Raw genomic sequence first — 25463 nt, 5'->3', positions numbered from 1 at the left:
CGCCGTTACCCCCGCGCAGGCCGTGTGATCTGCAACAACTTGGGATCCGGGGGCAGCCGCAGGCGGTCGCCGGCCAGTGCCGCGGCGATCGTCAGAGCCCCCTCCAGAGGGCTCTTCGCGGCGGCGGCCGGACGGGCCCCCGGCAGCCGCTCGGCGAGCGCCCGGCGCAGCGGGCCGAGCAGCGGTTCGCCGATGCCGAACAGGCCGCCGGTCCAGGCCACCGCGGTCCCTTCGCCCGGTGGGCAGACCGCGGCCGCGGCGTCGGCGATGTGCTCCGCGGCGGCGCGCAGGATGCCGAGCGCCACCGCGTCCTCGCCGGCGGCGCGGCGGCCGACCTCCGGGGCGAACGAGGCCAGTACGGCGGGCCGGTCGGCGCGCGGGTAGAGGAAGCCGGGCACCCCGGTGACCGGCCCGAACACCGCCTCCGCCGACGCCAGCAGGGCCGCCGAGCCGCCGGGCCGCCCGTCGTACGCGCGCAGCGCGGCCTCCAGTCCGGCGCGGCCGATCCAGGCGCCGCCGCCGCAGTCGCCCAGCAGATGGCCCCAGCCGTCCGCACGGCGCCAACCGCCGGCCGGGGTCAGGTCGGTACCCAGGGCGATCATGCCGGTGCCCGCGGCGACCACCGCCCCGGGCCGCTGGCCCAGCGCACCGGCGTACGCGGTCACCGCGTCACCCGCGAGAGCGAGCCGGCGCACCCCGAGGGCGGCGGTCAGCGCGCCGGGCAGCCGGGCGCGCAGTTCGTCACCCAGCGAGGCCATGCCGGCCGCGCCCACGCACACCGCGGTGAACCCGTCCGCACCGACCTCGCGCGCCAACTCCTCGGCAGCGGGCAGGAGTTGGGCGAGCAGATGTTCCGCGTCGATCCCGCCCGGGCCGGTGCGCACCGGCCCGGCCGAGGCGGCGGAGGCGAGCGGGCGTGCTTCGGCGTCGTCGGCGCGCGCCACGGCGATCCGCAGCCCCGAACCGCCGGAGTCGACCCCGAGCACATGGCCGCCGGCAGCGCCGCGGCCGGCGGGCTCACCCAAAGCCGCGGGCGTCCTGCTTGAGGGCGGTGTCGACGGTCAGGGCCGTGGCGACGACCAGGCTCAGCAACGGGTCGGGCAGCTGGTGGTGGATCTGGAGGACGTAGTTGTCCGCGGTCGTGAACATCGTCTTGGCGAGGCCCTCCCAGGTCTTGGTGATCCGGGCGATCTCGGTGTCGGCGTGGTCGACGATCGCGAAGTTCCAGGCCCGCCAGTTCTCGGCCTTGATGGCGCCGATCTGCTGGCCGTTGACCATCATCGCGAAGTTGATCTTCCCGATGGCGTTCTGCTGCACGATCTCGCCGACCGGCGAGCCGTCCGGGCGCTGCACGATCACCTTGGACTTGATGATCTTCGCGGGCCGGGTGAGCACCAGCTGCGGCTGGCCGTACGCGTCCCGGATCTCCAGCTTGTGGGTCATGTACTGGTCGAGGCTGGACACGACCCGCAGCACCTTCTTGGCCGTGCTCTGGCCCACCTGGACGACCGCGCCGAGGGCGTTGCCGTGCTGGTCGCAGACGCCGTACTCGTTGGTGACCTCGATGAGCTTGGCCTTCTGGCTGACCACCAGCACCGGCTCGGTGAAGAGCGTGCCGCCACCGGGACCGCCGGGGGCCACCCCCGCCTGCTGCTGGACCTGGTGCCCCACCGCGGCCGGGTGCGCGCCCGGCTGTCCCGGCATCGGCTGCCCGGCGTACGGCTGCTGCGCCGGCCCGCCCTGCTGGGGGTGGCCGGGGCCCGGCTGCCCGTACGCGACGCCGCCCTGCTGCTGCCCCGGGTACGGGGCCTGCGCCGGGGCCGGCTGCTGCGGCGCGAACTGCTGCGGCATCGGCTGCTGCGCAGGCTGCTGGGCGGCGGGCCGGGCCGCCTGGGCCTGCTCGGGCGCCGCGGCGCCCCGGTCGGCCGCACCGCCGGCGACGTGCGCCGCCTGCTGCTGTCCCGGGTGGGTGTGCGCCGTCCACTGGGACCCGTCCCACCAGCGCAGTTGGTGGGGGGTGCCCTGCGGATCGGCATACCAGCCCGCAGGGATGTTCGCATTCGTCATGCCAGGCACACTATCGCCCGGCGTCAGGGCAGCCTCCAGTCGACCGGCTGCGCGCCCTGTCGCGCCAGCAGGTCGTTCACCCGGCTGAAGGGACGCGAGCCGAAGAAGCCCCGGTCGGCGGACATGGGGGAGGGGTGCGCGGACTCCACGGCCGGCAGATCGCCGAGCAGCGGCCGCAGATTGCGCGCGTCGCGCCCCCACAGCACCGACACCAGCGGACGCCCGCGGGCCACCAGCGCCCGGATGGCCTGCTCGGTGACCTCCTCCCAGCCCTTGCCGCGGTGCGCGGCCGGCTTGCGGGGCGCGGTCGTCAGCGCCCTGTTCAGCAGCAGGACGCCCTGGCGCGTCCACGGCGTCAGATCGCCGTTCGACGGCCGGGGCAGCCCGAGGTCGGAGTGCAGCTCGCGGAAGATGTTCTCCAGGCTTCCGGGCAGCGGGCGGACGTCCGGCGCCACCGAGAAACTGAGCCCGACCGCGTGCCCCGGTGTGGGGTACGGGTCCTGCCCGACGATGAGCACCCGCACCTCGTCGAAGGGCTGTTGGAAGGCGCGCAGCACATTGCTGCCGGCCGGCAGGTACGTACGTCCCGCGGCGATCTCCGCCCGCAGGAAGTCGCCCATCGCGGCGATCCGGTCGGCAACGGGCTCAAGTGCCTTGGCCCAGCCTGGTTCGACAATGTCTTGGAGAGGTCGTGCAGCCACGGGATCACCCTACTGGCCGAGGCCCGCCGGGCTTCAACCCATGGCCCGCGCACGCGCCCGCGCTCCGCGACGTCCCGCGACGCCCCGGGGCGGCCAACGGCCCCGCCACGCCGCCGCGTTGTCCGTTCACCCCATGGCGGCCGCCCGTACGCACAGCACATCGGGGAGGTGGGAGGCCAGCTGCCGCCAGCTGTCGCCGTCGTCGGCGCTGGCGTACACCTCGCCGTTGCGGTTGCCGAAGTACACCCCCGCGGGATCGGTGTCGTCCACGCAGAGCGCGTCCCGGAGCACCGTGCCGTAGTGGTCCTCCTCCGGAAGGCCGTGGCTGAGCGCCTCCCAGCTCTCGCCGGCGTCGCTGGTGCGGTAGACGCGGCAGCGGTGCCCGGCGGGCACCCGGTCGATGTCCGCGGTGATCGGGAAGAGGTAGGCGACGTCGCCCCGGTGCGGATGCGCCGCCGTCGCGAAGCCGAAGTCCGAGGGGAGCCCGGCGCCGATGTCCGTCCACGTCACGCCCGCGTCGTCGCTGCGGTAGACGCCCCAGTGGTTCTGCAGATACAGCCGGTCGCGGTCGACCGGATCCTGCGCGATCTTGTGGACGCACTGGCCGAACTCCGGATGCTGGTCCGGCAGGAAGACCACCTTGACGCCCTTGTTGGACGGGGCCCAGCTGGCACCGCCGTCGCGACTGCGGAAGACCCCGGCGGCGGAGACCGCGACCGTGACCGCGTCGGCGTCCCGCGGGTCGGTGACCACCGTGTGCACGGCCAGCCCGCCGCCGCCCGGCACCCACTTCTCCCGGCTCGGGTGGTCCCACAGCGCCCGCACCAGCTCGAAGGTCTCGCCGCGGTCCTCGGACCGGAACAGCCCGCCGGGCTCGGTGCCCGCGTACACCACATCGGGCGCGGCCGGGCCCGCGGGGTGCAGCTGCCACACCCGCTCCAGCGAAGTGCCGGTGTATTCCGGATACTTGACCGCCGGGCGGGCGGGCTCGTGCCAGCTCTCGCCCAGGTCGTCGGAGTGGAACACCGACGGACCCCAGTGGGCGCTGTCGGCGCCGGCGAGCAGCCGGGGGGTCGCACGGCGGGTGTCGATCCCGAGGGAGTACACCGCCTGCGCGGGGAAGTGCGGGCCGCTGAACTCCCAGTCCCCGTGCCGTCGCCGGCCGAGGAAGAGCCCTTTGCGGGTCCCCACCGCGAGCAGTACGTCAGTCATTTCCGGACACCTCCGGGACGCCGTTGTCTCAGACAGTGGCCAGTCTGCACCCGGCCACTGACAACGGCGTCCCGGAGCGCATCCGTGCAGGTCGGACGGTGCGGTGCGGCGCGGGCCGCACCGCCTGCCGCAGCCTCAGACCGCCCGGTGGTACGGCTCGGGCACCCGGATCGACGCGCCCAGCTCCCGCGCCGCGTGCTGCGCGAAGCTGGGGGAGCGGAGGAGCTCGCGGCCGAGCAGCACGGCGTCGGCCTGACCGTCCGCGATGATCTTCTCGGCCTGCCGCGCCTCGGTGATCAGCCCGACCGCGCCCACCGCGAGCCCGGCCTCCTTCTTGACCCGCTCGGCGAACGGCACCTGGTAGCCGGGACCCGCCGTGATCCGCGCGTCCGGGGCGTTGCCGCCCGTGGAGGTGTCCAGCAGGTCGATGCCGCGCCCGGCGAGGTCACGGGCGAAGCGCACGGTGTCGTCGGCCGTCCAGCCCTCGCGGTCGTCGCTCTCGTCCTCGGTGAGCCAGTCGGTCGCCGAGATGCGGAAGAAGACCGGCAGGTCCTCGGGCCACACCGCCCGAACGGCGTCCACGATCTCCAGCGCGAACCGGGTCCGGTTCTCGTACGAGCCGCCGTACCCGTCGGTGCGGTGGTTGGTGTACGGGGAGAGGAACTGGTTGATCAGGTAGCCGTGCGCACCATGGATCTCCGCCACCTCGAAGCCGGCCGCCAGCGCCCGGCGCGCGGTCGCCGCGAACTGCTCGACGATCTCCCCGATCCGCTCCACGGACAGCTCCGCCGGCGTCGCGAACCCCTCGCCGAACGGCAGCGGGCTCGGGCCGACCGGCTCCCATCCGTACCGCTGGCCGGGCAGCAGCGGTGCGCCGCGATCGACCCAGGTCCGCTCGGTGGACGCCTTGCGCCCGGCATGGGCGATCTGGATGCCGGGGACCGTCCCCTGCGCCTTGAGGAAGCCGGTGATCCGCCGGAACGCCTCGGTCTGGGTGTCGTTCCACAGCCCCAGGTCGTACGGGCTGATCCGGCCCTCGGGGCTGATCGCGGTCGCCTCGGTGAGGATCAGGCCGGTGCCGCCCGTCGCCCGCGCGGCCAGGTGCTGGAAGTGCCAGTCGCCGGGCGCGCCCTCCGCCGGGCCGTCGGGGGCCGCGGAGTACTGGCACATGGGCGCCATCCAGAGGCGGTTCGGGACGGTCAGCGAGCGAAGGGTGATGGGCTCGAACAGTGCGCTCACGGCGGGCTCCTGTACCTGGCGAGGAACGGGTTCCGGTTGAACCCAGGCTCGTACGATAGGCGCCGTACTACGGTGGATGTCAAACTACGACGGTTCTCGTACAATGAGCGGGCGGACAGGGCGGCCCCGCGGGCCGGACGCCCCGGGACCGTGCCCCGCAGACCGACCCAGGAGCCGTCATGCCGACCGATACGCCCTCAGCGGCCGCCCCGTCAGGCTCCAGGTCGCTGGAGCACCCGCCCCGTGAGGACATCCGGCTGGCCGACGTGCTGCACGCCCTCGCCGACCCCATGCGGCTGTGCATCGTCCGTACGCTCGCCGCCGCCGAGGGCGAGCTGAACTGCGCGGACATCGAGCTGCCGGTCAGCAAGTCCACCTGCACCCACCACTTCCGGGTGCTGCGCGAACACGGCGTCATCCAGCAGCTCTACCGGGGCACCGCCAAGATGAACCGGCTGCGCACGGCCGACCTCGAAGAGCTCTTCCCCGGCCTGATCGACGGCGTGCTGCGCGCGGCCGACCTCCAGGCCCGCCGCCTCGAAGCGGAGTAGCCGCCGACGGCCGTACCCGCCGGCGGGATCACCGGGTCGCGCCCGCCGAGCGCGCCGCCTCCAACAGCCCCGCCCAGTCCGGCAGCTTGACGGTGCCCCGCCCCAGCCCGTGCCCGAACGCGGCCTCCGCGGCCTCGATGGCCAGCCAGCCCGGCCACGCGACCGGCTGCTGCCCGGCCCGGGTCAGCGCGGCCACCGGGTCCTCGGCCGTCGTGCGCCCCGCGAGCGTGCCGGCGTCCGCCAGCAGGGACTGCGCGGTCTCCTTCGCGCACGGCCGGTTGGTACCGATCACGCCCGTGGGCCCGCGCTTGATCCAGCCCGCCACGTACACCCCGGGCAGCGGCGTCCCCTCCCGCAGCACCCGCCCCGCCTGATGCGGCACCGTCCCGGTCGTCTCGTCGAACGGCAGCCCCGGCTGCGGCGTCCCGCGGTAGCCGACCGAGCGCAGCACCAACTGCCCCTCGATCTCCTCGAATTCACCGGTCCCCGCGACACCGCCCCGCCCGTCGGGCGTGGTCCGCTCGAACCGCACCGCGCGCACCCCGCCGGCCGCGTCCCCCAGCATCTCCACCGGCCGCAGGTAGAACCGCAGATGGATCCGGCGCCGGCGCGCCACCGGGGTGGTCGCTCCGGTCGGGCGCTCCGCCCAGCCGCGCAGCACCTCGACGTTCCGCCGCCCCACCGCCGGCAGCCCGGCCGGGTCCCGGTACGCCGGATCCAGCGCCAGCTCGGCCGGCCGCACATGCACCTCCGTGCCCGGCAGCGAGCCCAGTTCCCGCAGCTCCTTGGTGGTGAACTTGGCCTGCGAGGGCCCACGCCTGCCGACCATCCAGACGTCCTCGACGCGGCTCTCCGCCAGCGTCCCGAGCGGCAGCTGCGGCATGTCGGTCAGGGCCAGTTCGGCCGCGCCGCGGGAGAGCATCCGCGCCACGTCCACCGCCACGTTCCCCACCCCGATCACGATCGCGGACCGCGCGGCGAGCGCGAAACGGGTCGAGGCCGCGTCCGGATGCGCGCTGTACCAGGCGACGAACTCGGTCGCGGCATGGCTGCCCGGCAGGTCCTCGCCGGGGATGCCCAGATGGCGGTCGGTGGCGGCCCCCACGCAGAAGACCACCGCGTCGAAGATCTCCCGCAGCTCCCGCACGCCCAGCCCGGGGCCCACCTCCACATTCCCCAGGAAGTGCACCCGGGGGTGCTCCAGCACCGCCCGCAGATTGTTCTGCAGCGACTTGATCTTCTCGTGGTCGGGGGCGACGCCGTAGCGCACCAGGCCGTACGGGCAGGGCAGCCGGTCCAGGACGTACACCTCGATGTCCGGTACGGTCTGCTGCTCGATCAGGGACTGGGCGGTGTACACGCCACTGGGCCCGGAACCGATCACTGCGACACGAAGCACGAGTGGCCCCTTCCGCGGGTTACCCCCAGCATCCCACCGGCGGGCAGGCGGCGGGAGATGCGCTATCGGGGTTGCTCCCGGTGGGATGAGCGTGCCGCGCTACTGGGCCGGGTGAGCTGGAGGCTAGGTTTTCAATGTGTCGGAAAGTGACTTTTATACCGTTAATCACCGATATGAAGCCCAGGGCGCGCCACGGGAGTGGCCCACGTGGGAGCTGCGGGCGCACGGTTCGGCCGCGCCCGCAGCCGGGCCCGCCGCCCCGGGCGGGGCGGCCGGCTCCGACGGCCGCGGGGGCCCGCTGCCCCGGCTCGATCCGCTGGGGTCCTGGTGCAGCGCCCGGCTGACCTTCGCCGACGGCGCACGCATCGACGTGCTCGTGACGGTCTCCGACGACCACATCACCGTCGAGGACGTCCGCGCCGACCCGCCGCTGCCCCTGGACGGCCTCGCCGACCTGGCCCGCTGGATCGAGGGCCCGCTGGACGACGCCTTCCGCGCGGCCACCGGCCGGCCCCGCAAGGCCCGCCCCGCGCCCCGCCAGCCGGGCCCGGCGGCGGTGTCACCGGAGCGGGAGGGCGGACCGATGGCCGGCCCGCCCCGCAAACCCATGGCCGGTCCGGCATCCGACGCGGTGCCGGCGAGCGCACCGGAACCGGTGACCCGCCCGGCAGCCGGTACGGCGGCCGAGGGCGCGTCCGCCTCGGAGACATGTGGGACGGCTGAGTTGTCGGCGGGCAGGGCCCCGGAGCCGCCACTGTCCGTGCCCCCGGAGCCGCAGGGCGGTGCGGTCGCGGCGCCCGCGGTGGAGTCGACGGCGGCGCCGGCGATCGCCGAACCGGCAGTGGATCCGGCAGCGGATGGGGCCGTGGATCCGGCGGACACCGGGTCGAAGCCGGCGGCGGGGGAGGCGGACACGGCGGGGACGGACGCGGCGGGGAAGGGTGCGGCAAACGGAGCGGATGCGTCGGTGGCGGCACCCGCGAAGACCGCGGCGTCCGCGCCGGGGAAGGCGGCGGAGGAGCGTGCCCGCTCCGCCCTGCTCGCCCGGTCGCGGGCCGCCGAGCGCCGTAAGCTCGCCGCGGAGGCGTACCGCCAGGCCCAGCGGGAGGGGCGCGATCCGGTGCTCGCGGTCATGCTGGCCACCGGCCGCAACCGACGCCGGTCCCTGCGCCTGATCGCCGGCGCCCGCGACGAGGGACTCCTGACGCCACGCCACAACAAGCGCTGACGACGCAACTTCCTTACGCATCAAGCCCCTTGGGCGAGGCGCTCCGGGGGCTGACGGTTGACGTCTGACGGTCGACGGCTGCCGCGCCGGGCCACCGCTACCGAGGCGCCCGCAGCCGCTCCATCCGCCCGATCTCGGCGCTCTGCTGCGCGATGACGTCGTTCGCCATCTCCGACACGAGCGTGTCACGGCCCCCGGAGAGCGCATCGGTGGCCATCGAGACCGCGCCCCGGTGGTGCGCGATCATCAAGCGCAGAAACAGCGCGTCGAACCCCGCACCGCGCGCCGCCCGAAGACGAGCGAGCTCGGCGGCGGTGGCCATGCCCGGCATCGCGCCGTGAGGGTGGTGGCCCTCCTCGGCGTGCGGCCCGCCATGACGGCTCAACCACCCTTCCATCGCCCCGATTTCGGGCCCCTGGGCGGCGGCGATCCGCTCCGCCAGCCGCTTCACCGGCGCGGCGTCCGCACGGCGCGCGGCCAGCGCCGTCATCACCAGCGCCTGCTGGTGGTGCGGAATCATCATCTGGACGTAGCCGAAATCGGCGGAGTTGGGGACGTCGTCGCCGCGGGCCTTACCGGCCTTCCTGGCCTTCGCGACGTCCTCCGCGGTGAGGGTTTTCGCCCGCTCGCCCGGCCTGCCCGGTGCGATCACGTCCGGCCCGGCGGCCCGGTCCGGGGTTCCGGCGCCCCTGGAGTCGCCGTCGGGCGAACAGCCGCCCACCGCAAGGGAGATGGTGAGGGCCAGGCCGGCGGCGGCGGCGCGGGCCGCGGCTCTCCTGGGGTGCCGTCTCCGGGTACGCGTCACCGCACACACTCCTGTCCGTCGGGACCAGTGATCGGTTCGTGCTGCCGTGCCCTTGCCGGGGCGTTACCCACCCTGCTCGAACGTTACCGCTTCATTGCCATCTATTGATATGTACATGAGGAGCGCGATACTACCGGGGCCAAGCACCGTTCACACCGGAACGGACTCCAAGGGAGGACCCTGTGACGTCGTTGCACAGACCCCGCGCGCGGAACGGACCCCGTCTGCGGCGCAGATCCCTCGGCGCGGCGGCCGCGGCACTCGGGCTGGTGGCCGCCCTCTTCGCGTCCGGCCCCGCGGCCGCGACCCCCGACCCCGGCGACCACCCCTCGGCGACCGGGAAAATGAGCCTCGGCCAGGCAGCGGACACCCGGGCCGCGATCAAGAACGGCGAGATACCCGGCGTCGACGAAGTCGTGCACAGCGACAACGTCCGCCCGCTCGCCCACCTCCCCAAACAGGCCCTCCAAGGCACCAATTCGGATCTCGCCTTCCAGGGGAAGTACGCCTTCGCCGGCAACTACGACGGCTTCGTCATCTACGACATCTCCCGCCCCGAGGCCCCCAGGACCGTCAGTCAGGTGCTCTGCCCCGGCTCGCAGAACGACGTCTCGGTCTCCGGGAACCTGCTCTTCCTCTCCACGGACTCCTCGCGCACCGACAACTCCTGCAGCAGCACCCCGCAGCCCGCGACCGAGAAGTCCTCCTGGGAGGGCATCAAGGTCTTCGACATCAGCGACAAGGAGCACCCCGAGTACGTCGCCGCCGTCGAAACCGCCTGCGGCTCCCACACCCACACCCTGCTTCCCGAGCGCCGCGACGTCTACCTCTACGTCTCGTCGTACTCGCCCAGCGACGCCTTCCCCGACTGCCGGCCGCCGCACGACGGCATCTCCGTCATCAAGGTGCCGCGCTCCGCCCCCGAGCAGGCCGCCGTGATCGACTTTCCGGTGCTCTTCCCGGACGGCGGCAACCCCGGCGGACCCACCAACCCGGGCGTCACACAGACCACCGGCTGCCACGACATCACCACCTTCCCCACGCTGAAACTGGCCGCGGGTGCCTGCATGGGCGACGGCATCCTCATGGACGTCTCGAACCCGGCCGCACCCAAGGTCATCGACCGGGTCCAGGACAACGTCAACTTCGCGTTCTGGCACTCGGCGACCTTCAACGAGCGCGGCACCAAAGTGGTGTTCACCGACGAACTGGGCGGCGGCGGCGCGGCCACCTGCAACGAGAAGGTCGGCCCGCACCGCGGCGCCGACGGCATCTACGACATCGTCGGCAAGGGCACCCACCGCAAGCTCGTCTTCCGGAGCTACTACAAGATCCCGCGCCACCAGGCCGACACCGAGAACTGCGTCGCGCACAACGGCTCCCTGATCCCCGCCAGGAACCGCGACATCATGGTCCAGGCGTGGTACCAGGGCGGGGTCTCCATCTGGGACTTCACCAACTCCGCGGAGCCGAAGGAGATCGGCTATTTCGAGCGCGGCCCGCTCTCCGCCGACTCACTCGTCACCGGCGGCGCCTGGTCCGCGTACTACTACAACGGCCACATCTACTCCAACGACATCGCCAAGGGCTTCGACGTCCTGAAGATCACCGACCGTCGTACGGACAGCGCCACCACGGTCCGGATGCGCGAACTCAACGTCCAGACCCAGCCCGACTACCGCTGACCGGCCACACCTGGAGCGCTGCACCACCCGCCGGGCGGCTCAGTCGTCCGGCGGGTCCCCCGACTCCCAGTCCAGCCCGTACCGCTGGAACAGCTCGGCCCGCAGCCGGACCCGCGGCATCGGCGCGCCCGGCAGCAGCATCGCCACCACCGTCCCCATCAGCAGCGCCCGCAACAGCGGATAGTCGGCATCGGGGTCCGGCGATCCGTACGCCACGACCGTGTCGCGCAGCAACTGGGCCAGCCGCTGCTGCTCGGGGCACTGGATGAACCCCTCGGCGGTCAGGATCCCGGCCATGTGCGTGCGCATCAGCAGCGGACGGTCGTGCGCCAGCCCCAGGATCGCGTCGACGGCGCGCGCCAGCAGCTCCCGCCCGGCCTCCGGCCCCGTCGGTCGCGGCTCACGCTCCAGCGCCGCCTGCAGGGTGAGGTGCATCAACCGGTGCACGGCCGACTGCAGCAGCTGCCGCTTGCCCGGGAAGTAGTACGAGATCAGCCCGCGCGCCGTGCCCGCCTGCTGCGCGATGTCCCCGAGCGTGGTCGCCTCGTACCCGCGCTCGCCCACCAGATCGACCGTCGCCTGCAACAGCCGCTCGCGGGAGCGCCGCCGCAATTCTTCATTGACCGATGCGCTGCGGGGGGCCATCCTGTAACTCCTGCGTTGACTGGCTGAAAGCCAATATACTCAGTACGACTCCGGATGTCCGTCCCCCGGACGGGATCCGGCCGGACCGCCTGATTCGGGCGACGCGGGGGATCGCCCGAATCGGGTGCGGGCCGGCTTCCGCACCTCGCGGTCAGGGCTGCAATTCTTGGCCGACGGGACCACCAGCCGCAGGTTCGGTCCCCGGCGCGCTGCGCCGGCATGCGGCGTGGAGGGTCGGGTCGAGCCGGGCCTTCTCGATCGAACCGGCAGCGAGCAACTGGTCTACCGTCAACCCCCGGGCCCGGCGAAGGTCGGCTCCGGTCAGATCAGCGCCGGTCAGGTCGGCGTTGGTGAGGTCGGCGTGCCGCAGCTTCGCCCCGATGAGGCTGGCGTTCCGCAACACGGCGTTGTTGAGGCGCGCTTGCTCGAGGTAGCTCTTGTCGAGGTGCACCGGCTCCTCCTCCGCTGTAACGCCGGTCAGGTCCGCATCCGTCAGGTCGGTGCTCACCAGGTGCGCACCTGACAACTTCGCCCCGCGTAAGGTTGCTTGCTGCAGATCGGACCGGGACAGTACGGCATGGCGCAGGTCCGCGCCGGTGAGGTCGCAGGCCACCATGTCCGCCTTGATGAAGAACGCCTCACGCAGATCGGCGCCCGTCATCTGCGCCTTGTTGCACCGGGACTTCGTTGCCCACACCCGGCGAAGGTCGCATTCTTCGAGGCTGGCCCGTCCCAGCGCGGCACGGGCCAGGGCGGCGTCGGTCAGCACTGCTCCGCTCAGCTGCGCCCTCGCCAAGCCATGGCGGAACATATGGGCGCCGGCGAGGTGATATCCGCTGAGGTCGATGCGGGACGAATGCAGCTTGGCATGTCTGGTGTTGAGTGCGGTCAGCGCTGCCTGGACATCGGCCGCCGGCCTCTCCGGGCCCGGGGCCGGGCAACCCTGTGGCAGGAGCAGGCCCGAGGGTGCTGCGTGCACGCCCAGCGGCGTGCTCTGTGCTGCCTTCGGCGCCTGGCGGCGGATGAAGGTGCGGACGATGTGCGTGACATGCTCGGCCTGTGCCGGCGCGTCGTGGATGATCTGCTGCAGCGCGATGACGCCGCCGAGGCGTACGAACTCTTCTTGGGACTCCAGGCGCTCCAGGGCCTTGGAGAGCCGATCAGTCACCTGGCCGTGGCGAATGAGCCGGTAGTTACGTGCGGTGTAGAGCAACGCGATCACACCGCCGGCAGCGGCGCATGCCTGAACGACGGCGAGCCGGTACTGCCCGACTGCCTGTGCGCGCTCCGCGGGTTTCAGACCCTCGTAGTGCGGCAGCACTGTCGAAGAGATCGCCTCCCACAGGTGCTGTCCCCACAGCCAGATTGCGGCTGCTGCCACCAGAGTGATCAGGAGGCCGATCTGGCGGTCACGCCGGAACCGCAGCCAGAAGATGAGAGAGACGGTGACGGTGGCGGCCAGGCTCTGGACCGCCAGCACCCCAGCAGCGACCTTGCTGCCCTTCAGAATCGTCTCGACGAGCGACATGTACATCACGATGACGAACGCAGTGCCGGGTACCGCGATGACTGTACTGAGCACGGCACGAACGGTGCGTACGTTTCTCTTGTATGCCACCGGCTCATTCCAGCCGACATGCACGCCTTGCGCGGCCGTTTGAGAGGTTCTTGGCCTGGCCGGTCCTCTTCGGGTGCAGGCGGCCGACAGGGCAACCGCTCGACCTGCGAGCCGGGCCGTTCGCCGGGAGGCGTCAGACGGTGAGCGTCGGGGGCGGGGGTGTCCAGCGGCGGGTGCGTGGCACTGCTGAGGAGAGGCCGTAGTCCTTCTTGAGTTGTTCGGGGATCGCGTAGTGCATGACCCGGCCGCGGGTGAGGGAGGAGAGCTCGAAGAGGGTGGTGAGGTGGCCGAGACGGTCCAGGGCCCAGGCGCCGAGGGGTGAGCGGTCCTCGATGGTCTCCAGGACGTGCAGCAGCGCGGGGGCGGCCTTGACGGCCGTGTCCCAGGGGGTGCGGGGCACCTGAAGCCAGTCGGCGCAGGTGTCGCCGATCAGATGGCGGATCAGGGCGGAGACGACGGGGTCGAAGAGCGTGCCGGGGACGACGTCCTCGTACAGGTCGATCAACTGCCGGGTGAGGTCGGCGCCTTCCTGGCTGGGGCCCATGTGGCGGGTCATGTACAGGTCGGAGAACTGACGGGCCTCCTCCAGGTTCTTCGGCACCTGGTTCTGGTCGACCCCGAGCATGGCGCCCACCACGCGCCAGGCGTAGTAGTAGGACTCCGCGCCGTCGACGCTCATGTGGATGCCGAGCCGGTGCAGGGCGTCCAGGACCTGGAGGGAGAACATCATCTGCCCGCCGATCATGTCCTCCTGGCAGATCGGCGTCCCCAGGGCCTCGACGTCCCAGCGTTCCTCGCGCCGGAGATGGTGGCGGATGGATGCGTGCAGCAGGCGCACCTTCTGGGCCGCGGGAAGGAAGCGGCTGCCTGCTTCGAAGGCGTCGGGCTGCATGAGGAGGACGGTGAATTGCCCCGTCTCGGCCATGCGCTTGGCCGGATACTTCAGCCCGTGCGTCGCCGACAGCAGCTTCGCGACATGCGGGACGAGGTAGCAGGCCGGCATGGACGCGAAGGACAGGGCGGTGGCGATGTGCACGTTGTTGTCGATGAAGAACAGCCGTGCTTTCTCCATCTCACTCCAGTCCACCCAGGCCGGTGGGGAGCTGGTCTGGTGCAGATAGTCGCGGGCCACCGCCGGCAGCCCGTCCGGCAACTCCTGGCCGGCGGTGGAGACGTAGCGCATCAGGGAGTTGAACTTCCCCACCTCCCCGCGCTCGAAGAGCGTGGCGACCGTGGCATCGGCCAGTTCGTCGCCGGCCCGGCGCAGGGCGTTCAGGGACTGCTCGGTGTAGGTCATGCGCAACTCCTTCGACAGGGGGCGAGCGGGAGACACGGCGGGGCCGAGGGCGGCGCCGGCAGGCGGCCGGAGTGGTCGTCGGTCAGTCCTGACGGGCGGTCGCCGCGCTGGCCAGGTGCGTCAGGGCCTGGTGGGCGGGGCGGGGCAGGCCCACGCCCCGCAGTGCGGAGGTGGCGAGGGTGACCCGCTCGGTGATCATGTCCTCGACGCGGGTGTGCGCGCCGGTGCGCTGCACGATGGCGCGAACGCGTGCCAGTTGGTCGGGAGTCAGTGTGCTGCGGCCGAGCAAGCCCATCAGCGCGCGGTGCTCGGCGGGGGTGGCCGACTGCCGGGCGAGGGCGATCAGCGCGGTGGGCCGGGCGCCGGTGACGTCGTCGGTGTTCGCCTTGCCCGTGGTGGCCGGCTCGCCGAACAGGCCGAGGAGGTCGTCACGCAGCTGGAACGCCTCGCCCAGCGGCAGTCCGTAGTCGCTGAACACGTCACGAAGTTCCAGCCCGGCGCCGGCGAGCGCGGCACCGAGGTGCAGCGGGTGCTCCACGGTGTACTTGGCCGTCTTGTAGCGGATCACCTTCAGTGACTGCCGTACGTCCGGCTCGGTGGCGGTGTGCAGGATCTCCAGGGCCTCCCCGGCGATCAGTTCACGGGCCAGTACCCGCCACAGGTCGTTGGCCTGCGCCAGGTAGGCCGCCGGCAGGCCGCAGCCGGTGAACAACTGGCCGGCCCACGACATCAGGAGGTCGCCGGCCAGCATCGCCAGCGAGCGCGCCCGCGCGGTGCGGCGCGGTCCGTCGGCGAAGACCTCGCGCAGTGCGACGTGAGCGGTCGGCCGGCCGTGCCGCAGGCTGCTGTCGTCGATGAGGTCGTCGTGGACCACCGCGGCCGCATGGACCAGCTCCATGCTCGCGGCTGCACGCACCAACGCGTCGCTGTCCGGCTGCCCCGCTGCCCGCCAGCCCCAGTAACAAAAGGCGGACCGCAGCCGTTTCCCGCGCGCGGTGACCGCCCGCAGTACGTCTGCGAGCGGAGCCAAGTCCTCGTCCACCGAGAGCAGTGCCTCGACCTCCGCTTCGATGAACCGCTCCAGCTCCCGCTCCACCCGGGCCTTGAGCGCGGCCTGCTCCAACGGCTCAGGCACCGGCCCCGCCGCCACCCTGGGAGCGTGCGTGGCGTGCCAGCGCCTCCATGTGCGCTTCGCTGCCCGCACCCATGCGGTCCAGCGCCAGCCGGCCGCGCGCCTGGAGGTCCTGCTGTCCCTGCGTTGCCAACTCGCCGAGGTCCGAGCGGGCCAACAGGCCGCGCACCGCCTTCAGCGCCGTTCCGCACGTGCTCAGAGCCAGGTCCGCCAGCCCTGCCACCAGTAATACGGCCTGCCCGTCCTCGCCCCGATCGGCATCCTGCGGCACACCCACCACCCCACCTCTCCCACCCACGCCCCGGCACCGGCGATACCGAGCTCCGGACAGCAGAGTGCCCAGTCGCCAACCTCCAGGCGCACCGAAGCCCCTATTAAGTGACTATTCGCCCGTATGTGCGGACATGGCTCGTCGGCGCCGATCGCGGCCTGCTCGGCCGCGCCCGTGGCCCTTCCGTGGCTGCGCTAGCATGTAATGCATGACTGCGCAGAATGACCCTTACGAGCTGTGTGTGGGTGTTCCGTCCGTCGAGGTATTCCGTCGCCTTCGTACCGACGCGGGACTCTCCGACAAAGCCCCCGAGGCAGTCGCGCTCGCGCTGCCCAACACCTGGTACGGCGTGGTCCTCCAGCACGAGGACGAGCCCATCGGGATGGGGCGGATCATCGGGGACGGCGGCACCGCGTTCCAAGTCGTCGACATCTGCGTGCACCCCGCCCACCAGGGGCGAGGGCTCGGCAAGCGCATCATGGCCGCGCTCGCCGACGAGCTGGAACGCCGGGCGCCCGCGACCGCGTACGTCTCACTGATCGCGGACGGCCCTGCGCGGTTCCTGTACGAGAAGTTCGGGTTCGCCGCCACCACGACGCACGACTCGATCGGTATGTACCGCTTGATGGGCACCGGTTCCGGCTGACGGTCCGGTGTACGGGCGCCGGGCCCCCGGTGGGGCCGGTGGCCGGTGCGGCACGGCTCAGGCTTGTCCTTCCGGCGCGGGGGTGCGACCGGCGGGCTCGGGCCCGGCGGTGGGGAGGAAGTTGCCGATGAGGAACGTGTAGATGCCGGCTCCCAGGACGCCGCCGATCAACGGTCCGACGATGGGCACCCAGAAATAAAGGTTGCCCCATTGGTCCCGCCAGGCGCCGCCATAGCCGGTGAGGAAACTGGCCAGTCTGGGGCCGAGGTCGCGGGCCGGATTGATCGCGTAGCCGGCATTCGTGCCGAAGGCCATACCGATGGCGACCACGACCAAGCCGATGATCAAAGGGGCCATATTGGCGCCGGGCGGCGTGTTCAGCAGGTCGGTGATGGCGAAGATGAGGAGCAGCAGGAGGGCGGTGCCGATCACTTGATCGCGGAATGCGCCCCATTCGTGGACTCCGGCCGTGGTCGAACCGTTGCCCGGCAGCGTGGAAAAGACAAACTGCGTCTTGATGGTGTGCGTCGGATCGGCCCTCGCCAATACTTCGGTGTAGTTCCAGCGCACCAGCAGCGCCGCAACGAAAGCTCCGGCGGTCTGGGCGAGGGCGTACGGAACCACCTTGGGCCAGGGAAAGTCTTTGAAGGTGGCCAGGGAGAGCGTCACCGCGGGATTGAGGTGCGCGCCGCTGAGGCGGGCGGCGACGTAGACGCCGAGGGTGACGCCCAAGCCCCAGGCCCAGGCGATGCTGTCGTGGTTTCCGAGTCCGCCCTTCGGGTTCGTCAGAGCCCCGCCGGCCACCACCTGTGCCACCACGCCGCACCCGAACAGAATGAGCACCATGGTGCCCACGAATTCCGCAGAGAGTTCGCGGAAAAGCTGTGGCTTGGGAACTGGTTCGCTCATCGTTATCGGCGTCTCCTCAGCGGATCAGGGAAGCGTGCGGGCATCGGGTCTTCAGCCTCCTGATCATCAGGGTGCCGAAGACGCTCATGCCGCCCGGAACCCGACTGGCGAGGGGTAATCACTCGGTCGGGGTGGTGTGGTTGCGCTGACTGAGTTGCGCCGTTGAGGAAATGCGATGTACCGACCGCGACTTGTCGGTGTTGCCCAACCGGTCGGGGTAAATGCGGCGGCGGTGTCGGCGTGCGCTGGGTAAGGGACGGAACGGCTGGACGCGCCCGCGGCCGGGGCGCCCGCTCCGTGTGGGGGAGGGCGCTCCGGCCGGGACGGCTGGGGGAGGGGGCGGCTCAGAAGTCGTCGGCGCCGTTGCGCAGTTCGTAGGTCCAGTAGCCGGTCGCCCACTTCGCCGGGTCGACCGCCAGGCCGGCGCCGGGTGCGTTCACGGTGGCCAGGCCGTCGCTGCCCTGGAGCATGACGGAGAACGCCGTGACGGGTTCGGTGTTCTCGTCCACGCCGCCGTTCGACAGCCTCACCAGGGCGTAGGCAGGGGTGCCCGGGGTGAGCACGACGGGGGCGGCCGGCTTGCTCTTGGCGACCGCCGGCACGTTCTCCCGGTGGCTTTCGAGGAACTGGATCTCCGGGTAGCCCTTCAGTCTGCAGCTGTGGCCCGAGGTGTTCTTCGCCGTCAGCACGATGTGGGTGTACGGCGGCCCGTCGTGGTAGGCGGCGCGGAGGGAGACGTCCTTGGTGGTGCAGTCGGGGGCGGACGCGGAGCCGGAGGTCTTCGCGGTGCCGGGGCCCTTGGCGCCGGTGCGGTGGGAGCCACCGGTGTTCTGCACGGCGCCGGTCCCCTTCGCGGTGTCGGCCTGCTCCGCGGTGCGCCCCGAAGCGGCGGCAGGCGCCGGGGCGTTCGCCGCCGAGCCGGCGGCCTCGGTTCCGGAGCCGTTCCCGCCGCAGGCCGTGAGCGCCAGGGCGAGTACGGCGGTGGACGCGGCGGCGAGGAGGGTGGTGCGCTGACGGAACGTACTCATCGGAATTCCCCCGTGGGTGAGGTGCGGCGACGCCTGGTCCTCGGCGTGCCGTTGCTGACCTGCTGACATGCCTGAGTGTGGGGTCCGGCGCTCACGTTCCGCTGGTGTCCCGCTGACGTCGTGCTGACGTCCGGTGCGGTGTGCCCGCGACGGGGTGCGGGCGGGCGTCATCCACCGTCGGTGAGCCGACAAACCGCCTGCTCGTGCCGCCTGCGGTACTCCGGCCGCCCGGTCACCCGCAGCAGCGCCTCCAGGGCCCGTACGGCGCCCTCGTCGTAACCGACGCGTTCCGCGTCCCCGGCCGCCCGGTCCAGGAGCCGGATGCCCTCGCTCTCGTCGCCGAGCGCCACACGGGCCTCGCCGCTGATGGTCAGCAGCAGGACCCGGCGTGCGACCTCCTCGGGCTCCGGCCCCAGGTCGAGCGCCTGCCGGACGGAGTCGAGGGCCTCCTGCGGCCGGTTCGCGGTGAGCTGCATCCGGGCGAGGTGCTGCAGGGCGAGCATCTCGGTGTGCGCGTCGTGTTCCGCGCGGGCCAGACCGCGCGCCCGTGTGCAGCCCGCCAGCGCGGCACCGAATTCACCCTGCTCGGCTTGGACGACGGCCAGGTTGATCAGTGCGGTCGCCTCGCCGAGCCGGTCACCGGCCCGCCGGGCGAGCCCGGGGGACCGCTCCAGCAGGGCGACGGCCTCGTCGACCCTGCCCTCCTCGCTCAGCACCCAGCCGAGCAGATTGAGCACCCTCGACTCGGCATAGGGATCCTTCTGGGCGCGGGCGGAGTCCAGCGCCAGTTCCAGCAGCGGCACCCAGCTGTCCCGCACGCGCCAGACCACCTGCGGCCACTGCAGCAGGATGATCCGCCAGGCCCGGTCGTCGAGACCGGCGGCCCGGGCGGCCACGGCGGCCAGCGCCAGATCGTCGCGCTCGGTGGCCAGCCAGCGCATCGCCGCCGCCCGGTCGGTGAAGTCCCGGACGGCGGTGGGGCGGCGGTAGTCGTCCGGCAGGGCGAAGCAGGGCTCGCCACCGGGCTCGGCGGTGTCGGCGGCGGTGAGTGCGGTGGCGATGTAGTGGTCGAGGACCCCGAGGAGCGCCTCGGGTCCGGATGCCGGGTCGAGGCCACGGGCGTAGAGGCGCACCAGATCGTGCAGCTGCCAGGTGCCGGGGACCGTCTCGGTGACGAGGTGGGCGGCGGCGAGCCGCTCCAGCGCCGCCGCGGCGACGACCGGGTCGGTGCCGGCGAGGGCGGCGGCCGTGTACCGGTCGAAGTGGGAGCCGGGATGGTGGCCGAGCCGGGTCAACTGGTGCACGGCGTCCGGCGGCAGATGCTGCACGGTCAGCCGCAGCGCGGCGGAGACTCCGGTGTCGTCCACGTCGAGGTAGGTCAGCCGGCTGCGCTCGTCGGCCAGTTCGTCGGCCAGGCCGGCGAGGGTCCACTGCGGACGCCCGGCCAACCGAGCCGCAGTGACGCGCAGGGCCAGCGGCAGCCCTCCGCAGAGTTCGGCGAGCCTGCGGGCGGCCACCGGTTCGGCGCGGACCCGTTCCTCACCGAGCACACCGGCCAGCAGGGCCGTGCCGTCCCGCGGTTCGAGCGAGTCGAGCGGGACGGGACGCGCCGCGTCCGAGGCGATGAGCCCTTCCAGCCGGTGCCGGCTGGTGACCACCGTGACGCAGTCCCTGCCACCGGGCAGGAGGGGCCGGACCGTGGCGGAGTCCCGGGCGTTGTCGAGGATCACGAGGAGCCGGCGCCGGTCGGTCAGGGACCGGAAGAGCGCGGCCGCGGCCGGCACGGACTCGGGGACCCGGCGCGGCGCGAGACCGAGCGCCAGCAGGAACTCTCGCAGGACCTCGCTCAGGGTGGGCTCGCCGGTGTCGCTGAACCCGCGCAGATCGACGAAGAGCCGGCCGTCCGGGAAGGCGTCGGCGTTGCGGTGCGCCCACTGCAGGGCCAGTGCGGTCTTTCCCACCCCGGCGGGCCCGGTGACCAGGCAGACGGGGGCCTCGCCCGCCGCCGCCCGGGTGAGCGCGGCCAGTTCGGTGACCCGCCCGTGGAAACCCCGGGGTGCGCGGGGCAGCAGATCGGCGTCCGGTGCGTCGGTCCGCGGAGCCGGCGCGGTCCCGCTGCCGCTCCCGAGGGCGCTGTTCGGGTTGTCACTGCCGTGTACGGTGCCGTGGCCCGGGCGGGCGGGGCCACGCCGTGCCGTCGCTGGGCCGGCGGGGGCGTTCCGGGCGCCGTCCCGCCCGCCTGCCGGCTCCTCGTGCGGCGGGGGGTCGTCCCGCAGGATCAGCGCGTACGCGTCGGCGAGTTCACGCCCCGGGTCGACGCCCAGCTCATCGGCGAGCAGCCGCCGCGTGCGGTGGAACCACTCCAGCGCCTCCGACTGCCGCCCCGCCCGGTACAGCGCCGTCATCAGCGCCGCGGCCAGCGCCTCCCGCATCGGGTGCGCGACCGCTTCCGTACGCAGCAGGGCCGCGGCCCGGTTGTGCTCGCCCAACAGCGCGTAGCCGCGGGCCAGTTCCTCGACCGCCGCCAGCCGGGACTCCTCCAGCTCGTGCGCGGCCGCCTGGAGCGGCGGGCCGGTGAACGCGCCGGTGAGCGCCGGGCCCTGCCACAGCGACAGCGCCTCCCGGAGCATCAGCACGGCGTCGGCCGGGTCGCCCTGCTCCCGCGCCAGCAGCAGCAGTTCCTCGAACCGCTCGAAGTCCAGCAGGGTCTCCGGTACCCGCAGCAGATACGCCTCGCCGAGGGTGACCAGCTCCACCCCGTACGTCGCCGCGTCGGCGCCCACCAGGAGGGCGCGCAGCCGGGAGACGTGCCCTTGTATGACGTTGCGGGCGTGCAGCGGCGGGGTCTCGTCCCACAGGGATTCCGTCAACCGGGCAAGGGAGACGGGGGTGTTGGCGGAGAGCAGCAGCGCGGCGAGCAGGCTGCGGCGTTTGGCGGGGCCGAGCGGCAGGGGTCCGGAGAACGTGTCGACCGAGACGGTGCCGAGCAGCCGGAACTCCACGGGCGGCTTTCCTTCGGGACGGGATGCACCCGGTGTCGGGCACGAGAGAAGTCCCAGGATATCGGGGGTTTCGCGGGGTCGAGGAAGGGCCCTTCCGGCCCCGTCCCGGACGCGTACGGGAGACGGTCCCGGCCCGCAGCGACGTACTGCGGCCCCGCACCCGCGGCCGCGTGCCCGTCCGGCAGCCCGGCCGTCAGTGGCTACGGAGAGTGTGTACAGCCTTGCCCGTCGTAATACCACGTGTACTGGCCCGTCACCCACGCGTCCGCGGTGAGCGTGAAGGTGCCGCGCGGCGGCGGGCAGTGGAACGTCGTCGTGATGCCGTGGCCGGGCGCGGGGGCCGGCGCCGCGGGGGTCGCCGAAGCGATGCCGGCGCCGCCGGCGCTGAACAGGGCGAGGGCGAACGCGGTCGCGATGAGTTTCTTCATGGCTTCTCCCAGTACCGACGCGTGCGTGGTCTGTCTGTGAGGCCCTGGGTGTTCGTTCCCTCTACGGGCCAGGACCGTCTCCGCGCGAAGACACACAGGGGACCCTACAAGCAACTGGCTCAAATCGGAACAATGGCAAAAATTCTCCTTTTACTGCCACGAGAGGCGGCTTCATCCGACGCGACCTAGCGTGAGGAGACGGGCCAACGTTTCCCCCCAATGGAGTGAAGAGGTGGTGCGCGATGACCGAGCCGGTACAGCGCGGGGCGCGGGACACGGGGAACCTCGGGCGGACCACGATCGCCGACGGAGTGGTGGCGAAGATCGCCTATCTCACGGCCAGGGACGTGCCGGGGGTACACGCCCTGGGCAGTGGATTTTCCAGATCGGTGGGTGAGCTGCGCCGACGGGTACCCGGAGGCGGTACGGCGACCGTCCACGGCGTCAAGGTCGAGGTCGGCGAGCGGCAGGCGGCGGTCGATCTGGACGTCGTCGTCGAGTACGGCGAGATCATCCCCGAGGTGGGCCGATCGGTACGCGAGGACGTGATCGCCGCGGTCGAGCGGATGACCGGTCTGGAAGTCGTCGAGGTCAACATCGCGGTGAGCGATGTGAAGCTTCCCGAGGAGGAGGAGGAGCAAGCGGAGCGGGTCCGGTAGCGCTCCCAGGGGCGCTCTGCCGCGGCTGATCGGCCCCCGGTCACGCCGTCACGACGGCCGGGGACTGTCACCCGCCGCCTCCCGCGGCCCTGGCGGCGCGCAGGTCGCAGGCCCGGGCTGCTGTCACCTCGGGCGCGACGATCCGCCCGGGCGGGACCCCTGGGCGTGCCGCCGTCCCAGCGGGCCGCCGGGTGGCCGCTCGGTACGAGGCCATCTGGGCCAGCTCGGCGAACCGGCCCCGCCGGTCGCCCCCTCGGCTAGCGGGGTGGCGAAGAGTCATGCGTGCCCTTGCCCTTCAGCTCGTGCGGGCTCAGCCGGTGCTCCGTCCGGGGGAGTTCGTCGGGCTCCCGGTGCTCGACGACGTCGCCGACCGGCCCGCCCTCCGGCAGCCGCGGCTGCTCCCCGGGCCGCGGCGGGGCGGGCTCGCGGGTCTTGGCGCGGCGTCCCCAGACGAAGGCGGCGAGCAGCACGGCGACGATCACCACTCCCACGAGGAGGAGCAGGGCGCCGCTCATGCCGTGGGAAGCAGCCAGCGGTCCGGTCAGGGGCAGGTGCGAGGCAGCCATGTCGTGAGTCTCCATCCGGGCCGGTTACCCGACGAGCCGAGGACTACGCGGTCAGGGGCGGGCCGTGGCGGCCCGTCAGGTGGACCCGCCCGAGCCGCGCGGCAGCCGGGCCACTTCGGGTGAGGCGGTGTCCAGCGGCACCGACCAGGGGCTGACCAGGCCGAGGTGGACGCCCTGGCGGGGCAGTACGGCGTCCAGGAGCCAGTCGGCGGCCACCCGGACGCGGTTCCCGGGCATCGCCATCAGGTGGTAGCCGCGGGTGAGGGCACCGGCGAGCGGGCCGGAGAGCGGGACGTGCAGCGGGTTCGCGGCGGCCTGGACGCCGCCGAGGTCGACCATGAAGCCCAGGTCCCGGTGCTCGTACGCACGGGGGCTGCCGTGGCCGCAGGACGCGGCCACGTTGTGCGCCGCGACCTTGCCCTGCCGCTGGGCGTGCTGCGCGGTCATCGGCGTCACCTCGCCGGGGCGGGTCAGGTCGGGTACCGCCGCGGCGTCACCGCAGGCGAACACCTCGGGGTGTCCCGGCACCGTCAGGTACGCGTCGACGCACAGCCGTCCCTTGTCGGTGGGCAGCCCCAGCCCGTCCACCAGCGGGTCGGGCCGGACGCCCACGCACCAGATGAGCGAGCGGCTGGCGATGAACTCGCCGTCGTCGAGCAGCACCCCCTCCGACGTCGCCTCCTTGACCGACGTACCGGTACGGATGTCCACCCCGCGGCCCCGCAAGACCCGGTCGGCGGTGCGCGACAGCCGCTCGTCGAGCCCGGGCAGCAGCCGGTCGGCGACGTCCACCAGCAGCCAGCGGGGCCGCGGCCCGTCCTGCAGTCCGGCGTTCTCGCGGGCCAGCGACTCGGTGAACAGCACGCCGTGGGCGGCGACTTCGGTACCGGTGTAGCCGGCGCCGACGACCACGAAGGTGGTCCGCGCGGCCCGCTCCGCCGGGTCGTCGGTCGCACCGGCCAGCTCGACCTGACGGACCATGTGGTCGCGCAGGTACAGCGCCTCGGGCATCCCGCGGAAGCCGTGGGCGTGCTCGGTGACACCGGGAATGGGCAGCAGCTTGTTGACGCTGCCGACGGTCAGCACCAGCCGGTCGTACGTCAGCGACCCCTCCCGTTCCTCGGGGTCGGTGTACGTCACCCGGCGGGCGTCGAGGTCGATGTCGTGGGCATGGCCGAGGACCAGCCGGACGCCCGGCAGGGTGCCGGTGAGGGACACCGCGACCCGGCGGGGTTCGAGGATGGCGGCCGCGACCTCCGGCAGCAGCGGCACGTACAGGAAGTAGTCGAGCGGGTTGAGCAGCACGATCTCGGCGGCTCCCTTGGCCTGCCGGGAGAGCGCGCGGGCACAGTTGTAGCCGGCGAAACCGGCTCCGACGATCACGATCCGAGGACGACGTCGATTCACGAGTACTCCTGCGGTCGGGGAAGTTTCCCTATTCCGATGGTGGGGCCGTGGCCCCCTTGGCCGTGCGTTGGGGGACGACCGTGTACGCGGGGTCCTCCGCGGAGGCGATACCGGCCGCGAAGATGCCGAAGCGGGTGCAGGCCGAGCCGGCGAGCAGCGCCAGACCGGCGGCGACGGCCGCCGGGCGGTGGCGGCGGCCCATGAGCGCCGCGGTCGCCGCGGCTCCGCCGGTCAGCACCTCGGCGCAGCGCAGCAGCCGTCCCGCCCGCCCCTCGCGGTAGGTCTCCGCCACCATGCCCAGGCGCCGCTTCGCCGCCCGGGTCGCCACCGCGTCGGCCGCGGCGGCCAGGACGGCGGCGCAGCGGGCCGGGGTGTTCTCGGGTGCGGGCGCCAGCACCAGCGCCATGCCGGCGGCCGCGGCGGTCGCGGAGGCGGCGAAGAGGTAGGGCAGCTCGCGGTGCGCGCCGTGCCAGGCCGGTACGGCGGTGTCCGCCGCGAGGACGGCGGTGTACGTGGCCACGGCCGGCCCCAGTAGCGCGGCGGTCGCGGTGGCGGCGGCGCCCGCCCGGGGCAGCCGTCCGGTGACCGCGCTGAGCGCCGCCGCCCCGGCCGCCGGCCCGTACCCGCTGAGCAGCCACGAGCCGACGCTCATCGGCGAGGTCGGCTTCAGCACCCGCAGCATGTTGGCGAACCGGCTCGGGCGGCCGAGGTCGTTGATGAGCGCGGCGGCGGAGAGCGACACCGCCGCGAGCGAGGACACCTTCATCCCGGTCGCCAGGGTGGGCCGGCCGGTCAGCTGGGCGCCCGCGGCGAGCACCGAGCCGGCACCGGCCAGCCCGCCGAGGAAGAAGTACCCGGCGATGTCCCTGGCCGACCAGGACGGGGCCTTGATGACGGGGCGGCCGTAGTAGGAGGCGAACTCCGCGCGCGGAACCATGAGTTCCTCGCCCCTACGGGACCGTCGTGCG

The 25463-nt window shown here is 72.7% G+C and carries 24 protein-coding genes; 5 read left to right on the top strand and 19 right to left on the bottom strand.

Annotated features, from left to right (window positions below; translation table 11 throughout):
- Window positions 1–5 precede the first annotated feature (5 nt).
- From OO62_RS01875 to OO62_RS01855, 5 genes are all read right to left on the bottom strand, one after another.
- Window positions 6–1025 (bottom strand): N-acetylglucosamine kinase, encoded by a 1020-nt coding sequence (locus tag OO62_RS01875; RefSeq protein WP_228332589.1) that lies wholly within the window; start codon window positions 1023–1025, stop codon window positions 6–8.
- Window positions 1018–2067, bottom strand: coding sequence for an LURP-one-related family protein (locus OO62_RS01870; RefSeq protein WP_033265349.1), 1050 nt, complete (start codon window positions 2065–2067; stop codon window positions 1018–1020). The genes OO62_RS01875 and OO62_RS01870 overlap by 8 nt, the downstream gene beginning before the upstream one ends.
- Before the next feature lie 23 nt (window positions 2068–2090).
- Window positions 2091–2768 (bottom strand): uracil-DNA glycosylase, encoded by a 678-nt coding sequence (locus OO62_RS01865; RefSeq protein ID WP_033265348.1) that lies wholly within the window; start codon window positions 2766–2768, stop codon window positions 2091–2093.
- A gap of 126 nt (window positions 2769–2894) precedes the next feature.
- A complete protein-coding gene (locus OO62_RS01860; RefSeq protein WP_033265347.1) occupies window positions 2895–3980 on the bottom strand; it encodes a WD40/YVTN/BNR-like repeat-containing protein in 1086 nt (361 codons plus the stop codon).
- A gap of 135 nt (window positions 3981–4115) precedes the next feature.
- Window positions 4116–5219 carry an NADH:flavin oxidoreductase/NADH oxidase gene (locus OO62_RS01855; RefSeq protein WP_033265346.1) on the bottom strand — a complete coding sequence of 368 codons (1104 nt, stop codon included), beginning with the start codon at window positions 5217–5219 and terminating at the stop codon, window positions 4116–4118.
- 179 nt (window positions 5220–5398) lie between these two features.
- Here OO62_RS01855 and OO62_RS01850 point away from each other — a divergent pair, with 179 nt between their 5' ends.
- Window positions 5399–5770, top strand: coding sequence for an ArsR/SmtB family transcription factor (locus OO62_RS01850; protein WP_033265345.1), 372 nt, complete (start codon window positions 5399–5401; stop codon window positions 5768–5770).
- Between the two features lie 28 nt (window positions 5771–5798).
- Here OO62_RS01850 and OO62_RS01845 read toward each other — a convergent pair whose 3' ends face one another.
- The gene (locus OO62_RS01845; protein WP_033265344.1) at window positions 5799–7169 is read right to left on the bottom strand and encodes an FAD-dependent oxidoreductase; all 1371 of its coding nucleotides are present in this window, start codon (window positions 7167–7169) and stop codon (window positions 5799–5801) included.
- A 136-nt stretch (window positions 7170–7305) separates the two neighbouring features.
- Between OO62_RS01845 and OO62_RS41645 the strand changes: the two genes are divergently transcribed.
- Window positions 7306–8397: a DUF6214 family protein gene (locus OO62_RS41645; protein WP_051732521.1), complete on the top strand. Its 1092-nt coding sequence runs from the start codon at window positions 7306–7308 to the stop codon at window positions 8395–8397.
- 97 nt (window positions 8398–8494) lie between these two features.
- Here the strand turns inward: OO62_RS41645 and OO62_RS01830 are convergent, their stop codons facing one another.
- Window positions 8495–9202, bottom strand: a complete 708-nt coding sequence (locus OO62_RS01830; RefSeq protein WP_033265343.1) for a DUF305 domain-containing protein — start codon at window positions 9200–9202, stop codon at window positions 8495–8497.
- Between the two features lie 182 nt (window positions 9203–9384).
- Here OO62_RS01830 and OO62_RS01825 point away from each other — a divergent pair, with 182 nt between their 5' ends.
- Window positions 9385–10887, top strand: a complete 1503-nt coding sequence (locus OO62_RS01825; protein ID WP_228332590.1) for an LVIVD repeat-containing protein — start codon at window positions 9385–9387, stop codon at window positions 10885–10887.
- Window positions 10888–10926: 39 nt separating this feature from the next.
- On the opposite strand, the gene OO62_RS01820 is transcribed toward OO62_RS01825, so the two are convergent.
- From OO62_RS01820 to OO62_RS01800, 5 genes are all read right to left on the bottom strand, one after another.
- Entirely contained in the window at window positions 10927–11532 is a 606-nt protein-coding gene (locus OO62_RS01820; protein ID WP_033265342.1) for a TetR/AcrR family transcriptional regulator, read from the bottom strand.
- 151 nt (window positions 11533–11683) lie between these two features.
- Window positions 11684–13114: a pentapeptide repeat-containing protein gene (locus OO62_RS36870; RefSeq protein WP_051732519.1), complete on the bottom strand. Its 1431-nt coding sequence runs from the start codon at window positions 13112–13114 to the stop codon at window positions 11684–11686.
- A gap of 169 nt (window positions 13115–13283) precedes the next feature.
- Window positions 13284–14447 (bottom strand): oxygenase MpaB family protein, encoded by a 1164-nt coding sequence (locus OO62_RS01810; RefSeq protein ID WP_033265341.1) that lies wholly within the window; start codon window positions 14445–14447, stop codon window positions 13284–13286.
- 82 nt (window positions 14448–14529) lie between these two features.
- A complete protein-coding gene (locus OO62_RS01805; protein ID WP_033265527.1) occupies window positions 14530–15582 on the bottom strand; it encodes a polyprenyl synthetase family protein in 1053 nt (350 codons plus the stop codon).
- The gene (locus tag OO62_RS01800; RefSeq protein ID WP_033265526.1) at window positions 15575–15850 is read right to left on the bottom strand and encodes a hypothetical protein; all 276 of its coding nucleotides are present in this window, start codon (window positions 15848–15850) and stop codon (window positions 15575–15577) included. Before OO62_RS01800 ends, OO62_RS01805 begins: the two co-directional genes overlap by 8 nt.
- Before the next feature lie 208 nt (window positions 15851–16058).
- Between OO62_RS01800 and OO62_RS01795 the strand changes: the two genes are divergently transcribed.
- Complete coding sequence (locus tag OO62_RS01795) at window positions 16059–16496, top strand: GNAT family N-acetyltransferase (protein ID WP_033265340.1); 438 nt, start codon at window positions 16059–16061, stop codon at window positions 16494–16496.
- Between the two features lie 57 nt (window positions 16497–16553).
- On the opposite strand, the gene OO62_RS01790 is transcribed toward OO62_RS01795, so the two are convergent.
- The 4 genes from OO62_RS01790 to OO62_RS01775 form a co-directional block, all read right to left on the bottom strand.
- On the bottom strand, window positions 16554–17405 hold the full coding sequence (locus OO62_RS01790) for an MIP/aquaporin family protein (RefSeq protein WP_033265339.1): 852 nt from the start codon (window positions 17403–17405) through the stop codon (window positions 16554–16556).
- A gap of 344 nt (window positions 17406–17749) precedes the next feature.
- A complete protein-coding gene (locus OO62_RS01785; protein WP_033265338.1) occupies window positions 17750–18433 on the bottom strand; it encodes a DUF4232 domain-containing protein in 684 nt (227 codons plus the stop codon).
- A gap of 167 nt (window positions 18434–18600) precedes the next feature.
- Window positions 18601–21435, bottom strand: coding sequence for an AfsR/SARP family transcriptional regulator (locus OO62_RS01780; protein WP_033265337.1), 2835 nt, complete (start codon window positions 21433–21435; stop codon window positions 18601–18603).
- A gap of 200 nt (window positions 21436–21635) precedes the next feature.
- The gene (locus OO62_RS01775; protein ID WP_033265336.1) at window positions 21636–21863 is read right to left on the bottom strand and encodes a hypothetical protein; all 228 of its coding nucleotides are present in this window, start codon (window positions 21861–21863) and stop codon (window positions 21636–21638) included.
- 242 nt (window positions 21864–22105) lie between these two features.
- On the opposite strand from OO62_RS01775, the gene OO62_RS01770 reads away from it, so the two are divergent.
- The gene (locus tag OO62_RS01770) at window positions 22106–22522 is read left to right on the top strand and encodes an Asp23/Gls24 family envelope stress response protein (protein WP_051732517.1); all 417 of its coding nucleotides are present in this window, start codon (window positions 22106–22108) and stop codon (window positions 22520–22522) included.
- Between the two features lie 257 nt (window positions 22523–22779).
- On the opposite strand, the gene OO62_RS01765 is transcribed toward OO62_RS01770, so the two are convergent.
- From OO62_RS01765 to nrfD, 3 genes are all read right to left on the bottom strand, one after another.
- Complete coding sequence (locus tag OO62_RS01765; RefSeq protein ID WP_033265334.1) at window positions 22780–23088, bottom strand: DUF6479 family protein; 309 nt, start codon at window positions 23086–23088, stop codon at window positions 22780–22782.
- Window positions 23089–23163: 75 nt separating this feature from the next.
- Entirely contained in the window at window positions 23164–24471 is a 1308-nt protein-coding gene (locus OO62_RS01760; protein ID WP_033265333.1) for an NAD(P)/FAD-dependent oxidoreductase, read from the bottom strand.
- A gap of 52 nt (window positions 24472–24523) precedes the next feature.
- Complete coding sequence (nrfD, locus tag OO62_RS01755) at window positions 24524–25432, bottom strand: NrfD/PsrC family molybdoenzyme membrane anchor subunit (RefSeq protein ID WP_033265332.1); 909 nt, start codon at window positions 25430–25432, stop codon at window positions 24524–24526.
- Between the last annotated feature and the right edge of the window lie 31 nt (window positions 25433–25463).

It is taken from the genome of Streptomyces lydicus (genome assembly GCF_000717345.1).
In the GTDB taxonomy this organism is placed as follows: Bacteria; Actinomycetota; Actinomycetes; order Streptomycetales; family Streptomycetaceae; genus Streptomyces; species Streptomyces lydicus.
This window is presented reverse-complemented; position numbering and strand designations above follow the sequence as displayed.